The organism is Syntrophaceae bacterium, assembly GCA_013177825.1.
Taxonomy (GTDB): domain Bacteria; phylum Desulfobacterota; class Syntrophia; order Syntrophales; family PHBD01; genus PHBD01.
In genome coordinates this window covers 151,384-177,952 of record JABLXX010000001.1, presented here as the reverse complement: position 1 = coordinate 177,952, position 26,569 = coordinate 151,384, and the positions used below count along the sequence as shown (strand labels likewise).

Genomic DNA, 26,569 nt, shown 5'->3' with positions numbered 1-26,569 from the left:
TCCGCGTGCGGTTTTCCCGAAACATGGAGCATCCATGTCCGGTGTTTCCCGTCTTTTATGCCTGGTCCTGTTCTGTCTGCTGGCGGTCTTTGCCCCGGAGGCCTATGGAGGAGATGCGGAGCGTCTTGTCCGGCGGGGCGATCAGGCCTTCAACCGGGAGGACTTTTCCGGGGCTCTGCAATTCTACGGCCAGGCGACGGCACAGGCCGCCGGACAGCCTGCCCTCCTGTCGGAAATCATCAACAACATCGCAGCAGTTCACATGGCAAACCGAAACCTGGGTGCGTTTCAAGGCAGCTTTGCCCGCGCCCGGGAATTGAAACAGAACCTGGCTCATCCCGCGATGACCCGATCCGGGGCGTCAAACCTTCTGACAAACGGCGGATTCGAGGACGGTCTCGTGTTCCCGTGGGGAACCGGCCACTACGAGCGGACGGACGGAAAGTTCAAGTTCGGCCTCTGGTGGAACAGCATGAATGCCAATGCCTTCATGAAGATCGATACGGCCGAGCGTCATTCCGGGGGAAAAGCCCTGCGAATCACCAGCTATTCTCCTTCAAAGCCCCATGTGTTCACGACGGTCTCGCAGCGAATCGCCGGCCTGAAGCCGAATACGGTATACAAACTGTCCTGCTGGCTGAAGGCCCGGGACGTTCCCGCCGGCGCCGCGCTTCTGGCCGTTGACGCCGCCTGGGCGAAACGTTTTGCCCTCCCGCCGGGGACATACGACTGGAGGCCATTTTCCGTTACGGTCAATATCGGGCACAACGATTTCGTCGATTTCCGCATCGTCTATCAGAGCACCGGGACGATATGGATTGACGATGTCGCCGTCGAGGTCCTGGCGTCGCCCGATGAAGCGGACGTCTGGCAGCAGGCCGAGGGGCTCTTCGATGCCGCCCGGTACACCGAGGCCATGAGGCTGTATGAAAAACTGGAGGCACAACACCGAGACAACAAGGGGATGCTGCGCTACATCAAATGGTACACCGGACGGGTGCAGCTCCTGACGGGAAACTATGACCAGGCATTTGTCAACCTGAACTGGGCCGTGGACAGAGGCATCGGCCGCGCCCAGATCGACTTGGCGGAACTGTATTACCGTCTCGGCGATTATCCCGCCGCCATCCGTTACTATGAAAAAGCCCTGGATCTCGTGAAGGGGGACCAGGGAACGACAAGCATCGTTCTGCACAAGCTCAGCCAGTGCCATCTGGCCGCGGGGGATCGGAAAGAGGCCGCCCGTACGGAAGAACGCGCCTATTTCATCCTGAAGCACATCGACGACCGGCACGGACAGGCTCTGTCCCTGAACCACCTTGGCGTCATTGCCGTACTCGAAAAGGACGATACCCGCGCGCGCTCCTTCTTTCTGCAGTCCATTCAACTGGCCCTTCGTCTGGATGACAGGATGCTCTGGTCGGACATCGCCCTCAACCTCGCCGATGCAGCGTTTCGCCGTCGTCAATATGCCGAATGCAGGACGTATTTGAAGGAAGCGCTGCCGATCAAGGAAGCGATCGGAGACCAGGCGGGCCTGGTTCAAGCCCTGCACCTGCAGGGACGCACCGCTGTGGCGGAAAACCGGCCGACAGAGGCCCTGCCCCCTTATCGGCGGGCCGTTTCCGTTCTGGAATCGGTTGCCGCCGGCGTGGGCGGCATTTCACGGGAGAGCCGGTCCACGTTCCTGCAGCAATTTTCCAGGCTTTACCGCGAATACGTGGACCTCTTGCTGCAACTCTACCGGGATACGGGACAGCCGGAATACCATCGAGAGGCCTTTTCGGCGGCCGAACAGGCGCGCTCGAGGGTGTTCACGGAGATGATGACGGAGTCGCGGGCCCAGCAGGCGCTGATCGCGACGGCGCAGGATCCGGAATTTACAGCCCTGCTGAATAAGGAGCGCCTGACGAACCTGGAAATCGCCGCACTGGAAAGGCAGATCCGGCAGAGTAAAAAATCCGATGGGCGGCAGGAGATGTTGACCCGCCTTGATCAAGCGAGTCGGGAAAGAAAGACCGTAGCGGAACAGATCACCCTTCGTTATCCCCGCTACGCCGATCTGAGAACGCCGGGACGCCTGCAAATCGAGGACATCCAGAAACAGCTCGGAAGGAATGAAGCCGCGCTGAGTTACTTCGTGACGCCGACACAGACCGCCCTCTGGGCCGTCACCCGGGATCGCACCGTCTGTATGCTGATTCCCATATCCAGAACGGAGCTGATACGGAAAAGCGAATCATTTCGAAAGATATTCGCCAGGATTCTCGAAACCATCGGAAGCCCGGAACCGCCTGGAGCAAAGACGCTGCAATCCGTTTTTGCCTTCCCGGCTGGAGAAGCCCACGATCTGTATGGAACGCTTGTCGCGCCGGTCGAGGACGTCATCCGGTCCTTTCAAACGGTTTACCTTGCCCCGGACGACCTCCTTTACAAGCTGCCTTTCGAGGCCCTCCTGACCCGGCCGTTCCAGCCGGACAAACGCAATGACCCGGTTATCGGAGCATCCCTCAAGGACGCTCCCTTCTGGCTGCAATCCCGGGATATTGTGTACCTGCCCTCCCTGTCCGTCCTGCGCAGCTTGCGGATGTTCCGGAAGGAAGCGGTTGCGGGACAGGACCCCTTCGTGGCTTTTGCCGATCCGGATTTTTCCAGAGGGGGAAACGATCATGGGAAGACGGAAACTCCCCGGAAAGCCGTGACCCGTTCGGCCCTGCTGAGGGCTGTTTCGATCCGGCCAACCGGGGCGCAGTGGCTCCTGCAGCCTCTTCCGGAAACGAAAGAGGAAGCCCTGTCGGTGGCGGCCATGCTCGGGGCCTCCCCTGACCGGGACGTGTATCTCCGGGAACGGGCGAGCGAACGGAGCGTCAAGCACCTCGAGCTCAGCCGTTACCGGAACATGCTCTTTGCCACTCACGGACTCATGGCCGGCGACTTCGGGCCCGGGACGCAGCCCGCCCTGGCGCTGAGTTTTGCCGGCGACCCGGAGAACGACGGCCTGTTGGAGATGGGTGAGATCCTGGGGTTGAACCTGAATGCCGACCTCGTTGTCCTTTCCGCCTGCAATACCGCCGCCGGCAATGCCGGGGAGGACCGGGGGGAGGGATTTGCAGGACTCACGCGCAGTTTCATGTATGCCGGCGCGCGGTCACTCCTGGTCACCCAATGGAGCGTGGAAAGCCGATCGGCAAAGATGCTGGTTCAGAAGACCTTCTCCCGGCTAGGTCATTCCCCGAAAGGGGAAGCCCTCGCCCTTGCCAAGCGCGACATGGTGGCCTCGGACGGAAGCGTCTCGATGAGTCCTTCGTTGAGCGTATCGACGGCGCATCCGTTTTTCTGGGCGGCCTATGTCCTGGTCGGGGATGCCCGGTGACGAGATCGGGCAGCAATGGCGGCAGAGAACAGTTCGGGAACCTTGAGGGCGGGTACGGATTCGGAGCCTTGCAAAGCCCCGAACGATCCCCCGGATCACTGCACCACGCGATACCCTTTTTCGCGGAACAGCTTCAGGCAGGCGTCGACCACAACTTCATCGTAATGTGTTCCCCGATACCTCTCAATCTCCTCAAGGGCTGCCTCGATGCCCAGCGTCGGCCGGTAGGGGCGATGGGAGGCCATGGATTCCACGACATCGGAAACGGCCAGTATCCGGGCTTCCAGGATAATCTCGTCCCCTTTCAAATTTCTCGGGTACCCCGATCCGTCCATTCGCTCGTGGTGCTGGTAGACGATCTGGGCGAGTGGCCACGCAGATTCGACATCCTTCAGGATTTCATATCCTTTTTGGGCATGTTCCCGGATCAGGGCAAACTCGATTTCCCTCAGCCTGGTCGGTTTGGTCAGTATCTCGGTGGGCACGTACAGTTTTCCGATATCGTGAATGACGGCCGCCAGGCGGATTCCTTCGATCCGGTCCGGAGGCAATCCCATCTCAAGGGCGATATTGCGGGCAAGATCGGCAACCCGGACCTGGTGGCCCGCCGTATAGGGATCCCTGGTCTCCACAGTCGCAACCAGAACCTGAATGGTCGTACCCAGTGCCTTCCGGAGATTCTCCAGGGACTCCTGCAGACGCATTTCCGCCTGTTTGCGGTTGGTAATGTCCCTGGCCATCCCGCGAAAACCGGCAGGTCGGCCCTGTTCGTCGGACAGCAGATTGGCCCAGGACTCATAATTTTTTATCTGCCCGTCCTTCATGATCACTTCATAGTCGAAAAGACGGACCGCCTGGCCTGTTTTGTAGATTTCCAAAAATACCTTCGAGACCAGCTTGCTTGTCTCGGGACTTACATACTTCCGATAGTTCATGCCCGTGAGCTCTTCACGAGTATACCCGGTTCTCCTGACCAGGGCTTCATTGAAGAAGACGAGATCTCCTCTCAGGTCCAGCTCGAAATAAGCATCGTCCATGTCTTCGAGGATGTGGCGGTATTTTGTCTCGCTTTCCCGCAGGGCCTCTTCGGCCCGTTTGCGCTCGGTGATGTCCCGGGCGATGGAAACGATCCCGATGATTTTTCCTTCGCTCCGGATGGGAGATCTGCTGACCTCGCCGTGCTTGATGCAGCCATCCTTGGCAATAAACTGATAAACCGTCGCCTCGATGGTGTCGCCCCGCAGGATCATGCTTATGTCGAAGGCGGCTCGCTCGAATGATTCCGGCGTCAGAATCGCCTTCAGGTCGGAAAGCGGCCGACCGACAAACTCTTCCGGTTTGTAACCTAGGACTCGCTCCACGCAGGGAGAAACGCTGGAAACCACCAGGTCGGCGTCGATTGTGTAGATTACGTCCGTCGCATGCTCGAAGCTCAGGCGGTACTTCTCTTCCAGGATGCGCAGCTGACGGTTGGCCGCCTCCAGGTCCGACATCTTCTTTTCCAGTTTCCGGAACAGGATCTCGTTGTGCTGACGGAAAATCTCCATCTCCTCGCCAAGGGGCCTGGCCTCCACCTGCCTTGCCGAGTAGGATTCATCCAGCACTTCCCGGATCAGGCGGATCAATACATCCGGTTCCTGGGGCTTGACGATGAACCGGTCCGCCCCGAGGCTCAAGGCAAATTCCTCGTCTTTCGGTTCTGTGTATGTAGCCGTGTAAAAAACGAAGGGGACGTTTTTCAGCACATTGTCCGACTTCCACTCCCGGCACAAGGTGTAGCCGTCCATAACCGGCATCAGGATGTCCGAAATGACCATATCCGGCGGATGGCGCCTTGCCTTCTCGAGGGCCTCCGCCCCGTTTGCGGCGCATTCCACCTCGTATCCGCTGCTCTTGAGGATAACTTCCAGAAGATAGAGATTCTGTTCCTGATCGTCGGCTATCAGGCATCGATGCATGGCGCTTTCCTCATCTCCGGGTGTCCTGCCTGGAGGCCCGCATTCCTTTTGACAGTGGAAGGGAATCCGTTTCGCTTTCAGTGCTGATGCTGCTCTTCAAACCGGAAGCTCCTTTCCAGAAAGAGCCGCCGGCATGCATCGACGACACCGGTGTCATAGCGCGTTCCCCGGTACCGCATGATTTCCTCCATGGCCGCATCGATGCCCAGTGCCGGCCGGTAGGGGCGATGCGAAGCCATGGCTTCCACGACATCGGCCACGGCAATGATGCGTGCTTCCAGGAGGATCTGCTCGCCGGACAACCCCTGTGGATATCCCGATCCGTCGAGGCGTTCGTGATGCTGAAGGATCATCTCCGCGATCGGGAAAACGAATTCTATGTTCCGGATGATATCATGACCGACTTCGGGATGGATCTTGATCAGCATGTATTCGACGTCACTCAGCTTTCCCGGTTTGGAAAGGATGTCCGAGGGGATGTGGATCTTCCCCAGGTCGTGAAGCAGGGCCGCCGTTCCGACGGCCTGGACTCGATCTTCGGGAAGATTCATCTCCAGCGCAATGGCCGTCACGAGCCGGCTGACGCTTTCCTGATGTCCCGCCGTATAGGGATCCTTTGCCTCCAAGAGAGAGGAAATGGTCTTGATGGTGCTGGAGAGGGTGCGTTGCAGCTGTTCGTTGGTCTGGCCCAGCTTCTCTTTCGTCCGAATCAGCTCCGTGATGTTTTCGTATGTGACGACGACCCTGTTATCCTGAAGGGTTTCTCCGATTCTCGCGGCCTTCACCCGGCAGAGGATGCCGCGTCCGTCCTGGTGACGGCAGGGATACTCCAGTTCGTCCGTGAACGTTCTTTCCTGGGCCAGGGCCCGGTATACCCGCTCGCCGATCTGACGGAACTCCTCATCGCTACGGTACAGGATGCGTGTGGATTGGCCGATGAGCTCGTCGGGGCGCCAGCCGAAGACGGCGGTTGTGTCGGAATTGGCGAAGGTGATCCGCCGGTTCTCCAGCCCGATGACCGCCAGAGGGATGGAATCGAGAATGGAGGATTCCATGTCCCTGGAGAGATCCAGCTTTTCCCGGGCCTCCTTCAGTTCCGTGATGTCCAGCGAATTTCCCAGGATTGCCGGCCGGCCCTCGTAATCCGTTGGATTGAGGGTCATCATGATCCAGCGGACGGTTCCGTCCTTGCGAATGATTCGGACTTCCTCGGGGGTCGTGACGCCGTCCAGGAGCATCCGGCGCGACACGGTGCGGACCTTTTTCCGGTCGTCGGGATGAATCATAAACAGGGAATCCTTCCCCATGAGTTCATCCGGTGCATATCCGGCAAATGCGGCGGCGCTCTGGTTGAGAAACCGGAATTTGCGGTTCTGGATCAGGTAGACCCCGACGAAGGACTGGTCCGTAAGAATCCGGTAGAGCCGCTCCCATTCTATTTTTTCCGTTATGTCTTCCGCCGTTCCCTCATAGTATTCGATGCGTCCATCCTCGCCCCGAACGGCATGGCTGTTGATGGAGATCCAGATCGTTTTGCCGCTGCGGTGCCGGAACGGGGCGATGAATCCCCGGACTACGCCCTCCTCCGATAACATGCTGCGGACAGTACTCCGATCATGGGAATTCAGATAGAGCTGTTCACCGATGTCACGGACCGCCTCGACCATCTCCTGCGGCGAATTGAAGCCGAACATGCGCGCAAAGGCCGGGTTCACAAGCGTGTATTGCCCTTCCGGCGTGGACTGGAAAATACCGAGGACGGCGTCTTCGAAAATGCGATGGTATTTATGCTCGCTTATGGAAAGCGCCCGGTTCACCTCATCCAGTTCATGCACTTTCTCCTCAAGTTTCCGGACAACGGTTTCACTGTATCCTTTCAGAAATTCTTCGTCCGGCGTCGGTTCCAGTTTCCCTGACGGCAGGAATCCCCTTCCCCGCTTTTCGAGCAGACTGCGGATCTTTCCCACCAGATCGGGCGGATCGATCGGTTTGACAATGATCATGTCCGCCCCCAGGCTCAGGGCGAATTTCTGGTCTTTCGAGTCGGTGTAGGTCGCCGTGTAAAAAATGAATGGAATGTCTTCGAGGTTCGCATCCTGCTTGCATTCTCTCAAAAATGTGAACCCGTCCATGACGGGCATGAAGATGTCCGAGACGATGAGATCCGGTGGTTTGGTTCTTGCCGCTGCCAGCGCCTCCTTTCCGTTGGTGGCGGTCACGGTTTCAAAGTCGTTCCCTCTCAGGATGATCTCCAGCAGATAAAGGTTTTCCGGGGTATCGTCGACAATCAGAATTCGCGCCATGGTCCCTCTCTCCATGACCGAGAGGTCACCCCGGCCGTTGTATCGCCTCATGTTATGAGTTGCGAAAGGGCGATGGATTGCGGATAAGCGGTCTGTCTGGTCGATACATTGACGGAACACGGCCCATTTCGTCAAATGCTTTATTCAGATGCGGCTGGGTAATGTGTAATATGAAAAGATAATTGAATTGATAATGTGTACGGAAGGATATGCTTATCGATGATTGCCGGACAAGGAACGCCCATCTTCCTCCACAAAGGGAAATCAGTGGAAGAAAGGGCTGGAAGAATCCCGGGAAGTGCGGCCTGCCAGCAGTATTCTTAAGACCGGACTCCGGCAAGAGTAAACGCCGCAATGATCCCCATCTTTTTGTAGAATAAGGTTCTTCCGTGGGCCGCCACTTTTTCCGCGAACGTTCCTCCGAAAGATCCCAGGTGGTTGATCATGACGTCATGCTGCAGTTGACGGGCGAATTCCGCATTCTTTGGATTGTTCGTCTGAATGGCCTTGATTTCGTTGAAATACAGATAGGACATGAATTCGAACTCCACCGCGATGTGGTCCGGCGGCAGCTTGAAATGTTCGGCGGGCCTCAAGCCGGCATCATAGTACAGCCTTGCGATCTGGAAGGTTGATTCCTGGAGAATTTTGCCCTCGTTGTAGACCGATTCAAAAAGATAGACCAGCCGGGGCTTCGAGGAAAAGAACATTTGAGTGTAGTCCTTTTCCAGCTCCAGAAGCAGAGCGTCATCCCCCTGATCGGAATCAACATACTCCTTTCCGATGGCTGCAATCTCTTCCGAGATTGATGAGGCATCCGGAAGACAGCCGACGGCGGAAAATAGGGCGGCGGGAAACTCCCCTTTGCGGAGGCTTGCGACCAGTTCGCGATCGGGATAGTTGAAAGCCTGGGCGAGAAGGGAGAAAACGGTTGCCCTGGCTTCCAACTCCAGGATTTTTTTATTGTCTGCGGTCATGACCGTGTCCTTTCTGCGTATTGTTCTTCGTGAGAACGTGCCCCCGGGACCGATGGCCATGCATTGTCCCGGAGGAATATTCCGGCACCCCGGGCAGGGCCTCTCGACCCCGCCCAGGGAACGCTTCCTGACAATCATCAGGGTTTTTCGTTTTTCGTTTCCGCCTCGATGCGGGCGCGCCGCTCGCTGAACTTTTTCATGCCTGTCACGGCCAGCACCGCCATGGCCGGTACGCCGAGCCCCCCATCCAGGGAAGCCCTTCCGCTTTTCAACGCCTTCTTCTGCACATTCGGATAGCCGGCCGCTGCGGAATCTTCCTTGGTCAGGACAAACACATGGGTCCCGCCGCCCTCGTCATAGCCGTACAGTTTGAGTTTCTTTTCCTTGGCCCGTTTCAGGGCCAGTGTCTTCATCGCCCCGTATTCGCCGAACTGCAGCGCACCGGTGGGGCAGATCTCGACGCAGGCCGGCTGTTTCCCGTCGCCCAGCCGCTGGGCGCAGAGGCTGCACTTGACGATCTTCTTCGAAGCCTCGTCAAACTGGGGGATATGAAACGGGCAGACCCGGACGCAGGTCTGGCAGCCGATGCAGACTTTCGCATCGTACAGAACCGGTCCGTAATCGGACTTGGTCAGGGCCTTGACGGGGCAGTTCCTGACGCACTGCGGGTCGAGGCAGTGCATGCACCGCCTGTGGTAGAGACCGCCGTCGTTGATCGAAACGAAGGTCCTGAAAAGGCCCTTTGACGCCTGATCGTGATATCGGAACTCCTGGATACACCGGTATGCACAGCTGTTGCAGCCGGTGCAGAACGTATTGTCGAGCAGGATCGCATATTCTTTCATCGTCATTCACCTCGCTTATGCTTTTCTGACGCTGACATAGACGTCTTCCACCCAACCCATCCCGGTAGGATCGTGTTTCTTGACGATGTTGGGATCTTTCTGCGGAATCAGATCTCCATCCCTGTAACCAAAATCCTTGGCATGTCGGAGGTTTTTCGCCCGGTGGCCGATTCCGTGGAAGGTCAGGATGCAATCCTGCCGAACGACGCGGTTTGTCAGGTGCAGTTTCGCCTTCTGCGGTCTGGGGAGATCCTTCATGTAATTGGGGTCGTTCTCCAGGATCACCATGTCCCCTTCCTTCAGGCCCAGTTTCCTGCCCGCCTCGGGGTTCATCCAAATACAGTCCATGAAGTTTCGTACGGTCACTTCCTTCAGGACGGCGTTGTTGATGAAGTTCGGATCGGCATGCATGTACCAGGGGGCTCGGGTGATCAGCAGAGAGAACTTGTAATCCCCTTTGGAATCATGCCATCGGGTGGCCCAGACCGGCAGCGGTTCATGCCCGACCCGGGCGAATTCGTCGACGTACATCCGAACCCTTCCCTTGGGACGTCCGTAACCGATCTCCTCGATCTGTTTGTAGTTTTCGTAGGGTTTCCGATCGATCCAGAACGCCCCCTTCTTGTTGAAATCAGCCCCATTTTCCGCTGCACCTGCCTTCTTGACGGCGATATCGCCCATGTTCGTGGGGATGATCTTCTTGGGATCGCCGCTCCCGTCCGTCGTCCAGTACTTGGGGGCCATGGCCAGACCGATCTTGGCGGCGAATCCGCCCCAGCCGATCTGGTCGCCCGGTGTCTTCTGAACCGGGACGCCGCCGACGAGGCAGGGATACTTCGGGTAGTAGAGGCGCAGGTCGAGCTTGCCCTCCTCGAACTGGTGGGGGGCCGGAATGACGTAGTCGCAGAAATATCCGAGGTCGTCGAGGTAGAGGTTCCAGTCCACGACCATCTGCATCTTTTCCGTTGCCTTTTCCAGCATCTGCGACTGGATCATGGCGAAGAGCCCCCGGTGCGGGTTCCGGAAGAAAATCGCCTTGGCCCGGTTGGTTTTGTAAAGTCCCCAGCCGACCATGCCATAGTGTCCCGGTGCGGAGAAATCCTTCTTCCGGTAGATGTCGTTCGTGACGGGAAATTCGTTCCGAAAATCGACCGGTTCGGCCGGCTGTTCCGGAAAGGGAACGACCGGTGGGGCCAGTTCGTCGATCCATGGGATCTTGATCCCGTGGAGAAGCAGGACGCCCCCTTCATGGTCGATCGAACCGGCCAGGGTGTTGAGAATGTTGATCGCGTGGCGGAGCCGCCAACTGTTGGCGTAGTTCGGGCCTGCCGCATCGCGTTTGTACGTCGGGATCATGGCATAAGGTGCAGCCGCGGCAAACTCGAGGGCGATCCTGCTGATCGCCTTGGCAGGAACGTCACTGATCCTGGCGGCCCATTCGGGCGTATAGGTCTTGGTCGATTCCGTCAGAATCTGCAGGACGGGCTTGGCGGTGATCGTTTTGCCTCCGATAGAGACCCTGAACGGACCGCCTGAGAGGGCTGGTGCATCACAATCGTCGATTGGTTCAGCTTTCCTGTGCTTGCTGCACCAGGCCAGGAACTGGCCGTCCTCCGCCTTCAGGGCGGCACGTCCATCCACATCGACCAAAGCGATTGCATCGGAGTACTTTTTAATGAATGAGGCGTTGTATTTCCTGTTCGCAAGGATCGTGCGGATCATGGCCAGCGCCACGGCGAGGTCGGTTCCCGGCTTGATGCCATAGGTCTCGCCGGCATACCCGTCCGCCATAGGCGTCCGGACAGGATTGAACATGACAATCTTGCAACCGTTCTTCTTTCCCGTGGCCCAGTGGTTGAGCATGCCCGCCTTGCCGCACTTGGAGAAGGAGTCGAACCCGAACCAGATCTGATACTTGGCATTGTCGTAATCGTACCCGCAGACATGGTGGCTTGGCGTATAGCAGCTGGAATAAAATTTGTTGGGCGGGTTGGTCAGGGTCAGGCAGTTGATGTAGTAATGGGTGCCGAAGCATTCCGTCCGCTGGTCGCTCCGGGTGGCCCCGATGGACTGGCAGAGTCGGTTCGTGTAGGGGTCACCGGGGGATGCAAAGAGAATCTCTTCTGGTTTCAGCTTCTTGAGGCCGGCAATGACTTCATTTACTGCGTCGGCCGTCTTCATGGTTACCCAACCCGGATCCTGGTCCGTTCCCTTGACGGGATTGGTCCGCTTCAGGGCAACCATAAGGCGGTCCGGATCGTACAGCGAATCGACGAACCCCATGCCCTTGATGCAGAATTTCCCGTTCGAAACAGGATCCTCCGGCCGTCCTTCCAGTGTGATGGCCCTCTCCAGGCCCGTGGCGGGGTCCACGCCCATGACGACATAATAGGCACAGTCCGCTTCGCAGGCCCTTGCACAGACCTGGGGGACCTTCTTGGTGATCCGGTAGGGAAGCTGCTCCTGCGGATGATCTCCGAACGCCCATGCCGATTGCAGGTTTCGGAAGGGAAAAGCCGTCATCGCGGTGGCGATCCCGATTGCACCGGTCATCTGTAAAAATCTTCGTCTTGGCATCTCAAACTTGTTTTTCATCCTGTAACCTCCTCTGCAATCTCGCGTTCCGGAGATATGGACGGATCCTGTGCTCTCCGGACGCTCCGCAATAAAGTCGATGCCCAATCTTTCTGCCGCCCGGCGAGGGCGACACCTGAGATCCGGTTTCAGTTCCTGTGAACCGGACGACTACGGCGTATGCCTTCCCGGGGGAATTGTCAAGCTATAATTTGTAATAATTACAGTTGGTTATGCAACTTTATGCATATGCCCGGTGAGGCATATGGAGACGGGAATGCTCAAGCATTTTGGAGGTGGGGAGGGGGTGTGATTCGTTCTGCATGCCCCCAAGATCCGGTATCGGAAATGAATTGCTGCAATCATGAAGCAGTTGATTAATGTTATTTTCCATATTCTCGAATTCCATAACGATTCTTCGCGCATTTTCCGTGAGAAGCATACCCTTGCGGCCGTTGGTGACGACAAGTTGTATCCCCGTGCGTTTTTCAGCGTCTTTGATTTTGCCCCAGGCCGCCCGATAGGACATCTTCAGTTTTCTGGCGGCGCCGAAGAGGCTTTGGTATTCGTCGATGCCTTTCAAGAGTTCTTCCAGTCCATGACCGAACAGGGTTATTCCATTCTGTTCAATCCAGAGTTTGAATTTTATCTCCATGATTAACCTGCCTTCAAGAATATCTATGTTTAATATAACGCAGTCCGTTGACAGCATGGATGTCCGAAAGGAAGGAATATGGCCATACGATTCCTGCTGAAAAATGATTCTGCAAATGATCCGGAAAGCATCGGTGACTGTCCGATGCATGATGGGGATGGCTATTCAGTCTTTGCCGGACATCCCGAATCCCTTTCCAGATGGGCAATCGTCCGCGCCGACCGATTCCTTGTTCGTCGGAAGATAAAAGGCCGGACAATCCGTAATGATTGCGGCTCGATTTCCAATTCACTGCTGATCAGCGGCGTATACCGTCAGGCAGCCCGCCCGGATTTCGAGAAGTGTAAGGCCGCATCACCAGCCGGGCTGATTTTTGGAACGCATATAGCGCTGGCAGTTCGCCCATGACGAGGGACCGAGCACGACGTGGTTGTATCCGGCCCGGACCGGTTTCCAGGCCGCAGGCCCGTCGTTTCCATGCAAGCAGCAGGATTGTTCACGTTCAGATTGGAGTACTTGTAATCGAGTCTTGGCCTGAAAGAGTCTGCACATCGTCGAGCCGGTCATCCACCTCCGGGAAAAACCGAACAGAACGGAACAGGACCTTTGCCCCGATATAGTCTGGGAAACAAGAGAGGCGATTGCAGGGTTCCTATAAATAAATGCAATATTGCAATATTAAGAGAATTAAAGTTGCGCATCACTGAAATGATTTAATATCAAAAAAATGCTGCAGATCAGAGTACAGACATATGAAAAAGAAATACCTTGACTTTTGGAACAATAGGGCAGATGCTGAATACGAAGAAATAAAAGACATTTATTAACACTAATTCCGGCCCTATATAGGGGGTTGGAAAACCTATTTAAACCCCGTCTCTTATTTTGAGGTGGGGTTTTGATTTATGATCGTAATTGCTGTCAGCATGGAACATATACATCCTATTTGTCAACGAAGGAGACAAAAAAATGGACATACACATTATTGAGCAAATGAATAATTTCGTCAAAATCGACGAAAATGTATGGGAAAGTGGTTGGTGGAATCTGGATGAAAATAATGCAAAGGAACTTGTTGGCGGTGATATTTATTTTCATAAAACGCGCGATGAACCTTCTTTTTATGGAGGGACGGTATTAGGATACAGGATTCAGGAAGAGGGAGAGTACGTGGGGCGAATTATCTTTAAACTACAGTATAAAAAAAACTGCAGAAATGTGCGGACGGACAGGACCGGATGGAACAAGAAGATAAAGATAATCGGGGAGAAGCAATCAGCCAAAAGGGAAAAAAATGGCTGAAGATCTTTTGGATCAATGGGTCAAGCTCATAACACCGATATTTCCGACAAACGCTTGGATTGCTTCACGTTATGCAGATAATGACTATGTAATACAAGTCGACTGGAAACTTGAAAGCGATCCTATGCGACCGGATAAACGGTCCAAGAAAATCCAGATAATAATAAGAGAGAAAGTAATTGATAATTATCTCGACAAGAACAGGCAAGATCGTGATTTGGATAATGACACACTGAAACAGTCGGTTTGTGAGCGGTATAATATGTTCCATCCGGAAGACGATACCGTATCGACCACATACACACGTACTGAAACATGGTTATTTTCAAAAAGTTTTATCAATGAATATAAGTATTAAAATTAGGTAATTAGTCCCATTTTGGCACAAGATCGCAGAGAAAAGTAGCAACTTGGTCGAAAATATCAGAGTTGCGATTATTATATCGAAACTCCAGTTCTTTCAAATAAAGAGGGAACTGTTCCTTGGAGACGCCATGATGCTTGATCAGTCTCTCCTTGGCCCAACTCCAGAACCCCTCCAATCCGTTGATGGTGACCTTACCGGAAGAGAAGTACTTTCCATGGTCCACTTTCAGATGCCGGTATCCGCAGAACATCAGGCTGTCGTAACTCCTGAACTTGTCAGTATAAACGACGCTTCCCCTGCGAACCTTCTTGACGGTGAGACCCAGCAAGGTCTCTGCCGTGACATTCGGGACAACACTGACCTGGACGACGCCTTTCCTCTCCAGGATGCCGAACACGGGAACCTTCCCGGCGGCTCCACGGCCCCGGTTGCCTTTCCGTCGGCCTCCGAAGTAGGACTCATCCAGTTCGATCTCACCGCCCAGGAGAACATCGGCGTCGGCTGCATGATTCAAAATGGCCATCCGGATCGTGCTCACGGCTCCATAAACAGCCTTGTAGGACATCTTCATCTGCTGGGACATCTTCCGGACAGATACTTCCAGTTCAAAGAGCTTGAGGATCGACAACCATTGCACGCAGGTTAGACGACCATGATTAATCCAGCGACCAGAGAAGTCATGGAACGTATATTCACAACGGGAGCATCGGTACCTTTCGTCGCTTAACTTGTATAACTTGCGTTGCCGGCAGCGAGGGCAAAACCGTTGATGGTTTTTGAAGCTTTTTCCCAGCAGATATTTTCTGGCTTTGCTCTCGCTGGATATTACATTATGATAACTAGTTAAGTCCATGAGGCACCCTTATCACAGGTGCCAGCACAGGATCAATTACCTAAAATTAATACCGATTTGTAAGCAAATACCTCCGTGGTCCGGACTGTAAAAAAGGTAAGCTGGACATGCCTCCCATCATATCATGTCCTTGAATGAAAACCTGTAAAGCCGGCCGTCGGAAAGATCACGCCCCGATTTCCATCCCAATGTCCTATTCCCGTAGGCGGATCTGCCTTTCAAGCAGTTCGATTACTTTGTCCATCCCGTCGATGATATCGTTGATCCTGAATACCCACCTTGAAATGGCCACGACAATGGCAATGGCAAGAACCGCAAAAAGAAGGCTGATCATTAATGTCGCCGTCTCCATGTTCCCTCATCGTCGCTCCAGCGATATCCGGTAAACTCCACTCCTCGCTGCCGCTTTTCGGGTGCAGGTCAGCGGGCATAAACACTCATCGGCTCACCAGTCCATAAATCCGGATTGCATTTTCGCGAAGTACTTTCCGGGCAATCACCAAGGCCTCCTCATGGGTGATTTCGCCGTCCTGCTTCATATCCGTGAGCGCGAGCGCCAGGGCCTGCCGCGCACTCCTGGTACCCAGGCACGAGAATTCCTCCCAGTTCACAAAGAGCATGTTCGGATCGAGTTCAAAGCCGTCGGTCCCGAACAGGACCTTGTCGGGCGCGATCTCCAGCCAGCTCCGGAGCACGTCGCCAACCTCGCGTGGATAAAGGAGAAAGTCGATGGCGGAGAAATCGGCGTATACATTCGGCTTAAGCAGCATGGCGGCGGTTTGCTTCGCAAACGGCCATCCCCCATGGATAATGACGAACCGGGTCTTTCGCAGGTCCGGGTCGTTAAAGACGGATTCCAGAAGAAGGGGGTTGGAGCCGACCACGTCGAAATACTGGCCGATGCCGAAGCCCGTGTGGATATGGACAGCCATGCCGAGCCTGCCGGCTTCCCGACAGATGTAGCGAAACAGGTAATCCTGCAGCGTTCCGTATTCCCTGCCCGTCGGTTTGCCCCCCCGAACATACCCCTCATAGACACGCCCAGCCTGCTCCGCCGAAGGATTCGATACTTCCAGCGGGCGCAGGTAGGCGGTCAGGAATTTCACAGCCACGGCGCCTCCCTGCTTCTGGCGCTCCAGTGACGGGGTGACAACCATGGACAGGTAGTCCTTCAGGCTGGAGGGCAACCGGGAGATTCCCAGGTCCTTCAGAAAGGACGCGCGCAGCCGCTCCAGACCTTCATAAGAGGAGGCAAGATCCGGCCTCGTCACCTTGGCTTCCTGGTTGGAGAGTGGAAACATCAAGGCGTCGGCATACGGGACCCAGCGGAAACGGGTAGCAGGCAGGCTGCGGTCCATGGCCGTGCGGTTGGCGAGCATGGTTTCCACGCCGATTTTATCAAGGACCCAGGCAGGGTAATTGTCCCCCTGCTCCCGCATGATCCGTTTCTTGGTCCGGATCACCTCCCGAATGAATTCTTTCGGGACCCTGCCGAGAGATACTCCATAAAGCTCTTTCCAGACGGCAACGTATTCCGGACTTTCCGGCCGCAGCCGGAAAGGAACCAGCGGAATTTCTTCACTCGGATCGGAGGTTGCCGCCGACAGGGTATGATAGCTCAACTCGCCCCATTCAGTGTCCCGTTCGCCTTCCTTCAAGACCCGCAACGGATGGGCGTGATTGTCGATCGCCTTGATTCCGGCGATGGCAGCCACAAGATCGGGATCGGGCACCGATTGCGCCATGGCTGAAAATGGAAACATCAAACAGAGAAGAATGGATAGAACCGGCAGGCAAAGCCGTTTTTTCATCATCAGCCCTCTCCTCATTATACCCGTTTCAGACAGGATGCTTATTGTTTCCGTTCTCCATCCCGCATCGATTCGGTCCGCCGGACATACTCCGCGAAGCCGGAAGGCTGCGGACCGGGCGCCGGCTTCCCGTATTTCATTCCCAGCCTGGAAACCGCCGCCCGGCACGGCAGACCCGCCAGGTACAGGACTACGGCAAGAGGCAAAACCCACGGCAGGGACAGACCGCCTGCGAGGCAGATTCCCGGAGCCAGAAAGATCGAACCAAACGCCCACAGGCCGCCCGCAAGCATGTCTCCTCCCATCGTCGTGCCGTAACCGCGACGGGAATCCTTGAACAGCAGGATGATTGTGACGATATACAGAACAATGCCGAGTCCTATGAGCCCATATGCCGTCATGGAAATTTGATTCCCCTGTTCTCTACGATCGGATGATCCGGGAAAAGCCCGTTAATCTGGTACAAGAAACGGTGTCCAGATCGAGCGTGTCCGACCGGCTTCGGGGTCCATTCAAAACCAGCATTTCCGGCGACCGGATCATGAGAAGATGATGAGCGGCGAGACCCATCGTGAACATGAAAACTTTTGTCCGGGGCGTCCATCGCATTTAGACCGTATCTATCCGGTATCGTTATCTAATCACAATGGCAGAAATCACTGATACCCCCAAATGTACCCCATATCGCCCTACCCTCCCCCCATTTTTGCCATGAGCCGGCAAAAAGAAAAAGGCGGGATCGCTCCCGCCTCTCGCCTTGGTCACCTTCGAAGATCGGGACGGCCCCCTATTGTGCAAGTTCATTGTGACCCGTTGGGCGCGGGGGATGTAACGTGCCCTTCCGAAGACCGAAGGCCGCCCTGGATCACTATAAACTTCCTTCGCTCCGTTTGCTTGTTCACCTTTTCTTTCCCGTATTCATGTCCACAACATTGCTGATAGTCATTCCGCCATTTCTTGATAAGCTCCCTGGAAAATTTTATTGCGTTCCTGGTTCTTTCTTTCGATTCTTTCTCTATCTTTACTGCTTCCGCGCTGGGCTCCCCACGCCACCGCCTTTTGAGGAAATCTTCATAAGTCTTGATCCTTTTTTCCTCACAGTCGATGCAACCCGTAAGAAACTTTTTTAGATGTTCCCTTGAGCAAAGAAATGACAACGACATGATTCACCTCCATAGATGCAAATTCCTGTGCTTTTTCAATCGTTTGGCGCGGGGGATTCCTCATGCTCCTTTTTCCAGGCGAGAAATTCGTCTGACAGGATCCCCACTTTAGCCTTTGAGGGCTTTGGCACATATTTTCCGCCACGAATGGTCATAAGTCCTTTTTCTGTGGGAGTTTCATTTGTTTCTACGTGGGTGATTGGAGCCCTTGCGTATTCTGCACGTTTTTCGAGGAATGAGCCATATCCAACTTGGAGCATTCTGCACATGAAATAAATTGAGTCCCTGCTTATCCTTCGATCCGTTTCAGCGAGCATTTCATCGATTTTCGAACGAAGCTCTTCTTTGTTCTTTTTATAATTAATTTCCGCTTCTAACCTACTTTTAAGCTTGAACCGCCGCTGGCTGGTATCTATGGAAAGCCCTTTTTCCTCGATTTCCCCATTGATCTTTTCGAGATCCCCCCTGAGCTTTTTTTCGTCTCTGGTCACTGTTCGCCCCTCCCTCCATAGACGCAAAAAGGCCATTGGACCGCTCACCCTCTTAACGGGGGCCGGGGCATTACTGCTACCCGAGTCCAATGACCAGATTGTAGTCTCTGCCACAAACAAAAACGGCTGCATAACGGTGCAGGCCTCCCGGTTAAGATGTGAGCGCCTTCAGATTACCGAATCCGGCCCCTGTGTCAAGATGAAATTCGCCTCTAGGACGTTTTGTCCCGCCCGGACGGGTCAACACCTTCGCCCGGGGTCCTGATCTCCTCACAGCACCCCTGTAGCGCAGCTGCTACCGTTTCTTTCGGGGTGGTCTCTACGCATTGTTTCCATGCTTAGCCCCGTTTCTTGGGGTTGTTTTAAGGCAGTAAGGGGGCGAAGCTTGCCTGTTCTTGAACTCAGCCACCGCGCATTCCCATCAGTTTTTCGCTGTTCAAAGATGGCTTTTGCGTGATATGTCACATATGACATAATACGCAGTCATAAATTAATGATCATTCGTTGTTGCCGTAATTATTACAACCATTCATCGGAGCGACGAAATGAACCACGTTCTCTCGGTCGGCAAGCTTCGGGACCTTCATCGGGCCGTTGAGCGGAATTTTCTAAAGCTGCAGGGCATTCCTTCGGGTGCAGAAATCAGAGCCCAATCCATCCGTGACATCAAAACAAGAGATCTCGTCAAAGTTGAATATCAGTATGGATCAAAGAAAATCGTCGTCTTGGCTAAAACCGTCCAACAACTTCATCGGTTCGCTGAACGCGAATATCTAAAATCAGTAGGGTTTCAGTCCGATCTTTCTATTCAGGCGAAACTGATTCAGGATGAGACAGGAAAGATAATCGCTGTGGAATTCCACCAGGACATGACTCCGGATGTACCGTCCGGCAAGGCGGAAAGCACTTCTTGACAGCGGAAAAAGAGCGGCGTAGCGTCTTCTTTAGAAATTCTTTCTGCAGCCCGGACCTGCGATGTGAAAGCATTCCCTCTTGTGAAGCAGCATTAAGGTACTATGAGCGGATCCGGCGGCATGTCCAGCTTCATTTTCAATCACCATCACGACAGTAACGGCACCATGAAGTGGGTACGGCCAGGGCTCCCTCGGATATGTACCGGCCGTTGCCGCAGGTTACGTAGCCAGCAGGACCGCCGGATCCGGCCCTGTTGGTGATTGCGCCGATTCAAGAGGCGACAGCCCGCCAGAAGATCACCGTGCTGTTGAAGGAGTGGGATAAAATGAACAAGAAAGTAACACGTCAGGTTGGAAGGTTTAAGGCGGTTGACGCATCGGGAAAGGTCTATTCCATTATTATTATGCAGGATTTTCATATCTCCGAAGAGTTTGGGGCGGAACCCCAAGAAATCCCAGGCATGCTTAAGTTGATCACAGCGCAGGGAAGCAGAGTAAATAAAATCGACGAAAACCGATATGAGATACTCGAGGGGATAGAAAAAATCCCCGTCACGCGCATCGTTTAGGTGCACGTGCTGCTCATCTCATATATGTGTTCGATGACCTGTCCTAGAAAATAGAAGGTGTCATGAACGCAAAGCCTATTAAACATCTTGTGTTCACCATCGCCGTGCTCCTCATCCTCTCTGGTTGTAGCGTTGGGCTCGTCACCGTCAAAACCGTAAGCCAGGAGAAGCCTTTCGCAACTGCTGTCATGAAGGGGGACGTGACAGAAGCCACTCGATGCATCGGGCGCTACTGGCAGAAGGAAGCCGATGAACTTGGTTTTTACTGGCACGTCTTCGTCTATTCCTATCAGGTCCATGTGACAGGAGAGGTTACAGGCGGGAGCACCATCGGCCCCGTGTCGCTTATCATTGAATTCAGCGAGAAGAACGGCAAGACCATTGCCGAGGCCCGCGTCCATTCGATGTTCGATGAAAACAATCCCCGCCGCATCATCACCATGAAAGCCCTGGATGCCTGCAAGGCAAGATAGATGATATCTTATTGCCTTCCGGGGTGGTCTCGATGGCCTTCTGCCACGGTTCTTGAAAATTCTGCCACTGCATGGACAAGATGGGCTTCAAGTACTTAGTAATTGTTCGAAATAAAAGTACTTTAATTCGAGAGGCATGAGCAGCATGACAGCCCCAGAAACAAGCGGTTCCAATGGATCAAGAATTCCTTTGGAGCGTGAGAGAAGCTACATCCTTGAAGTGTATCGAGTTCATCTCGATATTTGGAAGGTGCAAAACGAAAACTACTTCAAACGGGTTCAACTCTTGATGCTGGCAATCCAAGCAGCGTTGTTTGCTGCCGCTCTGGAAGTCTTCATTAATGTGGAGGGGGAATCTTTTGATAAGGTACTTATACTAACAAGCATAGCGGGATTAGGCATGATCTCTTCGGCCGGCTGGATAACCCTGCATGATAAACAAAATCATTACCTGGAGTACTGCCGGCGAACATTACGGAATCTGGAACACAAACTCTCCACATTGGGCGTGCCGCTCAGATATTTTACCCTTGAGGCACACGTCTTTGGCCCACTTCGAGAAGAGGGTTCAATATTAGCTGGAATAGCAATCGGAAGGGATGGAAACCGAGATTTTGCGCATTTCGCATGGTCGAACGAGAGATACCCCGACAAAGATATGGAAGGGAAGAAAGCGAACCGCGACCATCAACTCGCGCAAGTTGGCGGAGGGATGAAATCCTTCGAAAGAAACATGGCTCTTTTCCTTCTGGTCCTGTGGGCTCTGATGTTGACCTTGACGGCCTTCTGTCCTTACCTGAAAGAAATATGTCTTCGACTCAATTTGATAAGCGGATATTGTCAGTAAGAAAAGTCGCCTTTTCCGGCATGGTTTAACCTACGTCACTTTGTGCGAACCCTTTATTTTATTAGGTATTCTTCCGGGAATTACAACCGACTTCGGGCTGGTTATTGCGGCCTGTGCGCTGCCGTGATCTTGCCCTCGGGGGCGGTCTCGACAGCCGTCTGCCATGCTACACGCTGCTTTTCGGGATCGTAGGGTAGTGTCAAGAATCTTTCGCTTTTATTGTGGCAGTGCCCTCCGGGTTCTAGATTGCCTCCACAAGGTCAATGGCTTGATCCGGGTCCTGTTCTCTAAGCAGATCCATATTCAGGTACCGTCGTGATCCCCATTGGGTTCCGGCCACGTGACGGATCCGGGCCGCGCACTGGCATTCGTTTCAGGGGAAGTATGACCTCCGGTGCCACCTCACCTATGAGCCCGGCTCCCGATGACATGGGTTGTGTGATGTTCTGATGGGCGGTCGCCCGGAGGATTTCCAGGATCGTGCTGTCACTCATGACCGAGAAGCCGGCCTTCCCGGTCATGGCGTTCGATCTGCTCGAGCAGTTCCGCCTCGATCTCCGAAGCCGTCCGCTCAGGCATTTCGTTCAGTTTGACAAATTGGCCGGATTGCCTGTTTCAGGTTTGCGAAACGGCCTTCCTTCTTGTCTGTAGTATCCTTCAGGGCCTATTCCGCCTTCTCCACGGCCCGGGCATAGGTTTTCCATGAGCTCGCCCCAGCAACCCGGAGCAAACCTTAGGCAGTCCAGCCGGTTGTCTTTCTGTTATGCTTCAGCGCAGCGGAGGAGGAAAACCTGGAGGGATCGGGTACAAATGAGCGGGGTGATTACCGATGAGGGACTTTCTCGGGGAGACATTCACGGGCATTCGCCCGTCCCGATCTCGCCACTACCGACCGGAGGCGGTCCTGTTAGGCCTTCTCCCGGGCGCTGAAGGTCCGTTCAAGGGCTCGTCTTACCTTCTGCCTGAAGGCCTCCGGCGTGTAGTCGAAATGCTCCGCCAAGCTTTCGAGAAATTGATTTCCGGGATCCATCAGCCACGCCCAGGCCACGTCCTGCCCGCCGCCGCAGTCTCGGACGGTAACGAAGGCATCCAGGAAGACACGGAACCATAACCGGAGCTCGCCCGATTCAAGGCCGGGGAAATTTTGCAGTAGGTTTGAATCCGGATCCTTACGCACCCTCTTCTTCCATCGACTCCATGAATTTCTCGACGGCTGAAAGCCAACCGTCAACCCATTCAAGGAAGGCATCATTGTCCCGGAGGTGTTCCTTCTTCTTGATGATATCGGAGAAGTAGGCGCCGACAATGGAATTGCCGAGCAGATCCGGGATACCGTATCTGAATTGGTTATAGAATTGATGGCCGCTCCGGACCTCCTCCAGGTCGGAAGCACTGGCGGTCCCGGCCCATCGGAGCCCATCGTCTTCTCCCTCACTAGCCAAAGACATGGCGTGATCTCTATCAAAGGTCCCTGCGCTGGGTCCGATCATATTACAGCCCCAGCAAGAATTTCTGGCCCTCCATGTTGGCCTGGACCTGGATCTTCTTCAGGATCTCGAACATGAATGCCGTGATGTGCGGCTCCACTCCATCGGCGGATATTTTGATCGGCACATACTCGCCCTTTTTCATCATCCGCGCCTGCTCCTTGAGCAAGTCAACCTGCGCATCGATCAGGCTTTTCTGTGTTTTCAGCGCTTCGTCTCTTCGTTGAGACTCCTTCTGGATCTGCTCATAAATGAGGGATGATCCGCTGCTGGCGCTTGCATAGGCCGAGATCATAGTCCCGGTAAGCGTCCCCGAGTTTGTGATTGTATTATCGATGGAGGCAAACATAGTCTTTATGGTCGTTGTTGCCGCCTCGATCTGGGAAATATCGACCTTGGCCTTCCACTCGATTGCACTCTGGATGATCGCCGACTGTTCTTTGAGCTTCGCTTCGTCCAGCTTTGCCTTGAGTTCAACCTCTTTGGTTTTTGCCGCGTCATCGATGGCCTTTTTCGCCTTGTCGAGACTGTCCTGGTCGGCAACCGTCTTGATGTTGACGATCCGGGCGCTTCCGTCGGGGAACTTCTCAATCAGCATGCCGTGGGCTTTTTCGATGGCTGCTCCGTCGGCCAGCGTTTTGATCGTCACCTGCTTTTCGGTGGGGAGGGCCGCGATCATGGCCCTTAGTTCCTTCATCTTGTCTTCGTTGTTTTTGGCGACCTGCATTTCATAGGTCGTCGTCACCCTTGTGGGCACCTTTCCGAGTTCGGCACCAAGGGCCTTGATTTTGCTGGACGTGGAGGAGGATTCTTCGCCCAGCTTTGCAATGCCGGAAGCAAGACGTGCCACCCCGGCGCTCATGTTTCCGGAATTCTTTGCGAAGTCGGACAGAACCACTTCGAGGCGGCGGTTGATGTCGTCAATTCCTGACTTGAGACCCGGAATGAGCCCAAACGTCAGGCGATCAAACATGGTGGCGATGGAAGCCATGGCGGCCAGGACAGCCGATTCAACTCCGGTAACGAGGGACATGAACGTGCCCCAGAGCAGTTGGACGGACCCGGCCACGATATCGAACAGCGCCGCCATGGACACGCGCAATTCGTCAATGGCCAGGATCGCCGCGACGACCCCAAGGCCGGCTTCCTTGATCGCCTTGCTGAACAAGAGGATGTTCCCAGCGGCCCTCTGGGTCGCATCGTCCCCGGATGCCATCTCCTTGAAGAATGCCGCGATCTGACTGGCAAAGGGCTTGAATGCATCCACCATGCCCGTTGTAACCCTGATGAAGCCGATTATGATGTCAACAATCACCTGAAGGGCGCCGGCCAGGTCGTTCGCCTTCGTAAGGTCCAGGTCCCCGAACATGCCGCCAAGGGCCTTGCCGAGATCCTTCAGGGCTGCGATCAGGCCGGAGTAGTTGATCCTCTTCAGGGCGTCGGGGAAGGCGGCCGCAACGGCATTCAACCAAGTGGATATGGAGGCTGCGACGTCATCCAGATATTCGAACAGCGGGTCGAATGCGCCTGATTCGACACCGATTTTGATCCCCTTCAGTAGGTTTCCAAAGGCCCCGGCTATCTTTCCGGCATCCTCTTCCAGTTGCGACCCAATGACGGTCAAGACCGCCTTGAGCGTGTTCTTTACCTTCTGGGCTTGATTTTCGAAGGTCTCGACCATCTTCCGGTATGCCTTCTCCGCCGCCCCGGACGATCCTTCTATCTGCTTGAGGGCATCGTCAAAGAACTTCATGCTGTCGCCGGTGAGCTGCAGCACCCCGTTCATGGCCCGGACTTCTTCGAACAGGCCGACGATCTTCTCCTTGCTTCCCCCGGTCCGCATCATGATCTCGTGGAGCATGTTGCTGAAGCCCTTGGCGGAAAGGCTTGTCAGGGAGAAATTCAGGCCCAGGGCCTTTGCTTTTTCAGCGACTTCCTGCGACGGACTGATGATGCTGGTGATGACGCCCTTGACGGCGGTGATGGCTTCGGAGGTCTCCATGCCTTTGGCGGTCATGGTGGCGATCGCCGCCGAAAGTTGCTCGAACGAGACGCCCGAGTTTGCGGCGATGGCCACGACCAGGCCCATGCTCTGCCCGAGGCTGTCGATGGTCTGCTTTCCGATCAGGGTGGACTGGAAAAAGACGTCGTTCAGGTGCCCCACGTCTTTCAGCGTGAATCCATAGGCGTTCATGGTCGACGTCAACAGATCGACCGTGGTGTTCAGGTTCGCGTTGTTCGCCACGGCCAGCTGCTCGGCCTTCCCGATGAATTCCAGGGAGTCCGTCCATTTCACGCCAGCCTGGGCGGCCGTGTAGAGAGCGGAATTGATGTCCTCCAGGGACTTCACGGACCCTGTCGAATAGGTAAGAATGTCTTCCCGGTATTTCGCCAGGTCTGCTCCCGTTGCGGTAATGGATGTGGAGATCAGCGCGAAGCTCTTATTGAATGTTGATGATTCCTTTATGGCGAGCGCCATTCCCCCGACAGCCATAGCGACCAAGGCGGCGTCGATCTTCAAAACCGAATCGGCGACCTTGGCCAGGGGATCCGTGACCTTCCCGACGGAGGCATCGAGGGTGGAAAAAGACTTCCCGATGTCCGCTACTACTGGCGACACATTGTCTTTTCCGCCGAACAGGATCTCAATTGTTTTTTGAACGTCCGCCATGGTTATTACCTCCTTCAATTTATTCAGCAATTTCCGGTCTTGGTTATGCGAATTGAATGCCGCAATATTTTTTCACGAATAACCATGATTCTATTTTGAATATCTTCCACCCGTGCCTTAATATCCTGAACAAAAACAAGGTAGTTCATTCTTTCTTTGTCGCTTGCATTTTCTGAAAACGTAGTCTCGACCTTGGCCAGTGCCTCCTCGTAAATATCGGCCATTTGTGTCGACAGGTCTGCAAATTCTACGACCAGCCTTGACACCTCCCCGTCCATAATGGACTGAAGGCTGTTCGTGTTTGCTTCCAGAGCGCTGCGGGCTTGTTTCAACATCTCGGCCCTTCTTTCCGTCAAAAATTCCTTTAACTTCTCAATATCCACGCCGTCCTCCTTTCGGTTGTTTACTGTTTACCTGTTAAAACCCAGGCGGGCTCTACTCTTTACCCTTGGGGTGCGATATGGCCCTTAATGGACGCGTCATTGCACTTTACACTCTTCGTTTTTCTCGGGAATGGCCTGCATTTTATCTGTACCGTTCATGATCCACCCCGTCAATGGTATCGGCGAGTTGCTGCAGCAGCTCCTGCACCTCCGGGTCGGTTCGGAAGTCCCACCCCTTTCCTTTTTGCCGAGCAATAGACAGGATCGCCCCTGCGAAGGTTTCGGCAATGGCTTGTCCGGGAGTCCTGTGGTCGGCCTCACTGGATAAAAAACCGTCTGCAAGTTCGATTTGTCTGATTGTCCTGACGCTCTTACCGCCCCGGTCCCGGTCCCGGTCCCGCTGCCATCGCTCCACGTCGCTTGTCTCGAAAACATATGGTTCCCTGTCGCCGCCTTCGTAGGGGCACCCGCGCCGGAGCCATGCATCAATGGTCGTCCTGCTAACCTTGAAATGCTCGGCAAGTGCCGATTTCCCCTTGATTTTCATAAAATG

The 26,569-nt window shown here is 54.6% G+C and carries 24 protein-coding genes; 8 read left to right on the top strand and 16 right to left on the bottom strand.

Translation table 11 applies throughout. From position 1 onward, the window contains the following. Positions 1–34: 34 nt before the first annotated feature. Positions 35–3,373 carry a CHAT domain-containing protein gene (locus HPY65_00885; GenBank protein ID NPU83013.1) on the top strand — a complete coding sequence of 1,113 codons (3,339 nt, stop codon included), beginning with the start codon at positions 35–37 and terminating at the stop codon, positions 3,371–3,373. Positions 3,374–3,468: 95 nt separating this feature from the next. On the opposite strand, the gene HPY65_00880 is transcribed toward HPY65_00885, so the two are convergent. From HPY65_00880 to HPY65_00855, 6 genes are all read right to left on the bottom strand, one after another. Further along, positions 3,469–5,331: a PAS domain S-box protein gene (locus HPY65_00880; protein NPU83012.1), complete on the bottom strand. Its 1,863-nt coding sequence runs from the start codon at positions 5,329–5,331 to the stop codon at positions 3,469–3,471. A 77-nt stretch (positions 5,332–5,408) separates the two neighbouring features. After that, entirely contained in the window at positions 5,409–7,634 is a 2,226-nt protein-coding gene (locus HPY65_00875; protein ID NPU83011.1) for a PAS domain S-box protein, read from the bottom strand. A 320-nt stretch (positions 7,635–7,954) separates the two neighbouring features. Continuing rightward, complete coding sequence (locus tag HPY65_00870) at positions 7,955–8,611, bottom strand: molecular chaperone TorD family protein (GenBank protein ID NPU83010.1); 657 nt, start codon at positions 8,609–8,611, stop codon at positions 7,955–7,957. Positions 8,612–8,748: 137 nt separating this feature from the next. Further along, a complete protein-coding gene (locus HPY65_00865; GenBank protein NPU83009.1) occupies positions 8,749–9,456 on the bottom strand; it encodes a 4Fe-4S binding protein in 708 nt (235 codons plus the stop codon). 15 nt (positions 9,457–9,471) lie between these two features. Next, the gene (locus HPY65_00860; protein NPU83008.1) at positions 9,472–12,051 is read right to left on the bottom strand and encodes a molybdopterin-dependent oxidoreductase; all 2,580 of its coding nucleotides are present in this window, start codon (positions 12,049–12,051) and stop codon (positions 9,472–9,474) included. Positions 12,052–12,271: 220 nt separating this feature from the next. Then, positions 12,272–12,685, bottom strand: a complete 414-nt coding sequence (locus HPY65_00855; GenBank protein NPU83007.1) for a LysR family transcriptional regulator — start codon at positions 12,683–12,685, stop codon at positions 12,272–12,274. Between the two features lie 78 nt (positions 12,686–12,763). On the opposite strand from HPY65_00855, the gene HPY65_00850 reads away from it, so the two are divergent. The 3 genes from HPY65_00850 (at position 12,764) to HPY65_00840 (ending at position 14,345) form a co-directional block, all read left to right on the top strand. Continuing rightward, on the top strand, positions 12,764–13,093 hold the full coding sequence (locus tag HPY65_00850) for a hypothetical protein (GenBank protein ID NPU83006.1): 330 nt from the start codon (positions 12,764–12,766) through the stop codon (positions 13,091–13,093). A gap of 561 nt (positions 13,094–13,654) precedes the next feature. Next, on the top strand, positions 13,655–13,987 hold the full coding sequence (locus tag HPY65_00845) for a hypothetical protein (protein NPU83005.1): 333 nt from the start codon (positions 13,655–13,657) through the stop codon (positions 13,985–13,987). Next, on the top strand, positions 13,980–14,345 hold the full coding sequence (locus HPY65_00840; GenBank protein NPU83004.1) for a hypothetical protein: 366 nt from the start codon (positions 13,980–13,982) through the stop codon (positions 14,343–14,345). The genes HPY65_00845 and HPY65_00840 overlap by 8 nt, the downstream gene beginning before the upstream one ends. Before the next feature lie 10 nt (positions 14,346–14,355). Here HPY65_00840 and HPY65_00835 read toward each other — a convergent pair whose 3' ends face one another. The 5 genes from HPY65_00835 to HPY65_00815 form a co-directional block, all read right to left on the bottom strand. Next, positions 14,356–15,207, bottom strand: coding sequence for an IS1595 family transposase (locus HPY65_00835; GenBank protein NPU83003.1), 852 nt, complete (start codon positions 15,205–15,207; stop codon positions 14,356–14,358). 193 nt (positions 15,208–15,400) lie between these two features. Then, positions 15,401–15,559 (bottom strand): hypothetical protein, encoded by a 159-nt coding sequence (locus HPY65_00830; GenBank protein NPU83002.1) that lies wholly within the window; start codon positions 15,557–15,559, stop codon positions 15,401–15,403. Positions 15,560–15,644: 85 nt separating this feature from the next. Beyond that, complete coding sequence (locus HPY65_00825; GenBank protein NPU83001.1) at positions 15,645–17,021, bottom strand: amidohydrolase family protein; 1,377 nt, start codon at positions 17,019–17,021, stop codon at positions 15,645–15,647. Between the two features lie 38 nt (positions 17,022–17,059). Then, positions 17,060–17,419, bottom strand: a complete 360-nt coding sequence (locus HPY65_00820) for a hypothetical protein (GenBank protein ID NPU83000.1) — start codon at positions 17,417–17,419, stop codon at positions 17,060–17,062. 797 nt (positions 17,420–18,216) lie between these two features. Next, positions 18,217–18,672, bottom strand: coding sequence for a hypothetical protein (locus HPY65_00815; GenBank protein ID NPU82999.1), 456 nt, complete (start codon positions 18,670–18,672; stop codon positions 18,217–18,219). Between the two features lie 545 nt (positions 18,673–19,217). Here HPY65_00815 and HPY65_00810 point away from each other — a divergent pair. The 4 genes from HPY65_00810 to HPY65_00795 all read left to right on the top strand — a co-directional run bounded on the left by HPY65_00810 (position 19,218) and on the right by HPY65_00795 (position 21,475). Next, entirely contained in the window at positions 19,218–19,586 is a 369-nt protein-coding gene (locus HPY65_00810) for a hypothetical protein (GenBank protein ID NPU82998.1), read from the top strand. 326 nt (positions 19,587–19,912) lie between these two features. Further along, positions 19,913–20,155, top strand: a complete 243-nt coding sequence (locus tag HPY65_00805; protein ID NPU82997.1) for a hypothetical protein — start codon at positions 19,913–19,915, stop codon at positions 20,153–20,155. A 62-nt stretch (positions 20,156–20,217) separates the two neighbouring features. Continuing rightward, positions 20,218–20,628 carry a hypothetical protein gene (locus tag HPY65_00800; GenBank protein ID NPU82996.1) on the top strand — a complete coding sequence of 137 codons (411 nt, stop codon included), beginning with the start codon at positions 20,218–20,220 and terminating at the stop codon, positions 20,626–20,628. Positions 20,629–20,773: 145 nt separating this feature from the next. After that, the gene (locus tag HPY65_00795) at positions 20,774–21,475 is read left to right on the top strand and encodes a hypothetical protein (GenBank protein ID NPU82995.1); all 702 of its coding nucleotides are present in this window, start codon (positions 20,774–20,776) and stop codon (positions 21,473–21,475) included. A gap of 907 nt (positions 21,476–22,382) precedes the next feature. On the opposite strand, the gene HPY65_00790 is transcribed toward HPY65_00795, so the two are convergent. From HPY65_00790 to HPY65_00770, 5 genes are all read right to left on the bottom strand, one after another. Next, positions 22,383–22,652 (bottom strand): hypothetical protein, encoded by a 270-nt coding sequence (locus tag HPY65_00790; GenBank protein NPU82994.1) that lies wholly within the window; start codon positions 22,650–22,652, stop codon positions 22,383–22,385. Continuing rightward, complete coding sequence (locus HPY65_00785; protein ID NPU82993.1) at positions 22,645–22,923, bottom strand: hypothetical protein; 279 nt, start codon at positions 22,921–22,923, stop codon at positions 22,645–22,647. The genes HPY65_00790 and HPY65_00785 overlap by 8 nt, the downstream gene beginning before the upstream one ends. A 43-nt stretch (positions 22,924–22,966) precedes the next feature. Continuing rightward, positions 22,967–25,633 (bottom strand): phage tail tape measure protein, encoded by a 2,667-nt coding sequence (locus tag HPY65_00780; protein ID NPU82992.1) that lies wholly within the window; start codon positions 25,631–25,633, stop codon positions 22,967–22,969. A gap of 23 nt (positions 25,634–25,656) precedes the next feature. Next, positions 25,657–26,016, bottom strand: coding sequence for a hypothetical protein (locus HPY65_00775; protein NPU82991.1), 360 nt, complete (start codon positions 26,014–26,016; stop codon positions 25,657–25,659). A gap of 142 nt (positions 26,017–26,158) precedes the next feature. Next, a complete protein-coding gene (locus tag HPY65_00770) occupies positions 26,159–26,563 on the bottom strand; it encodes a hypothetical protein (GenBank protein NPU82990.1) in 405 nt (134 codons plus the stop codon). Between the last annotated feature and the right edge of the window lie 6 nt (positions 26,564–26,569).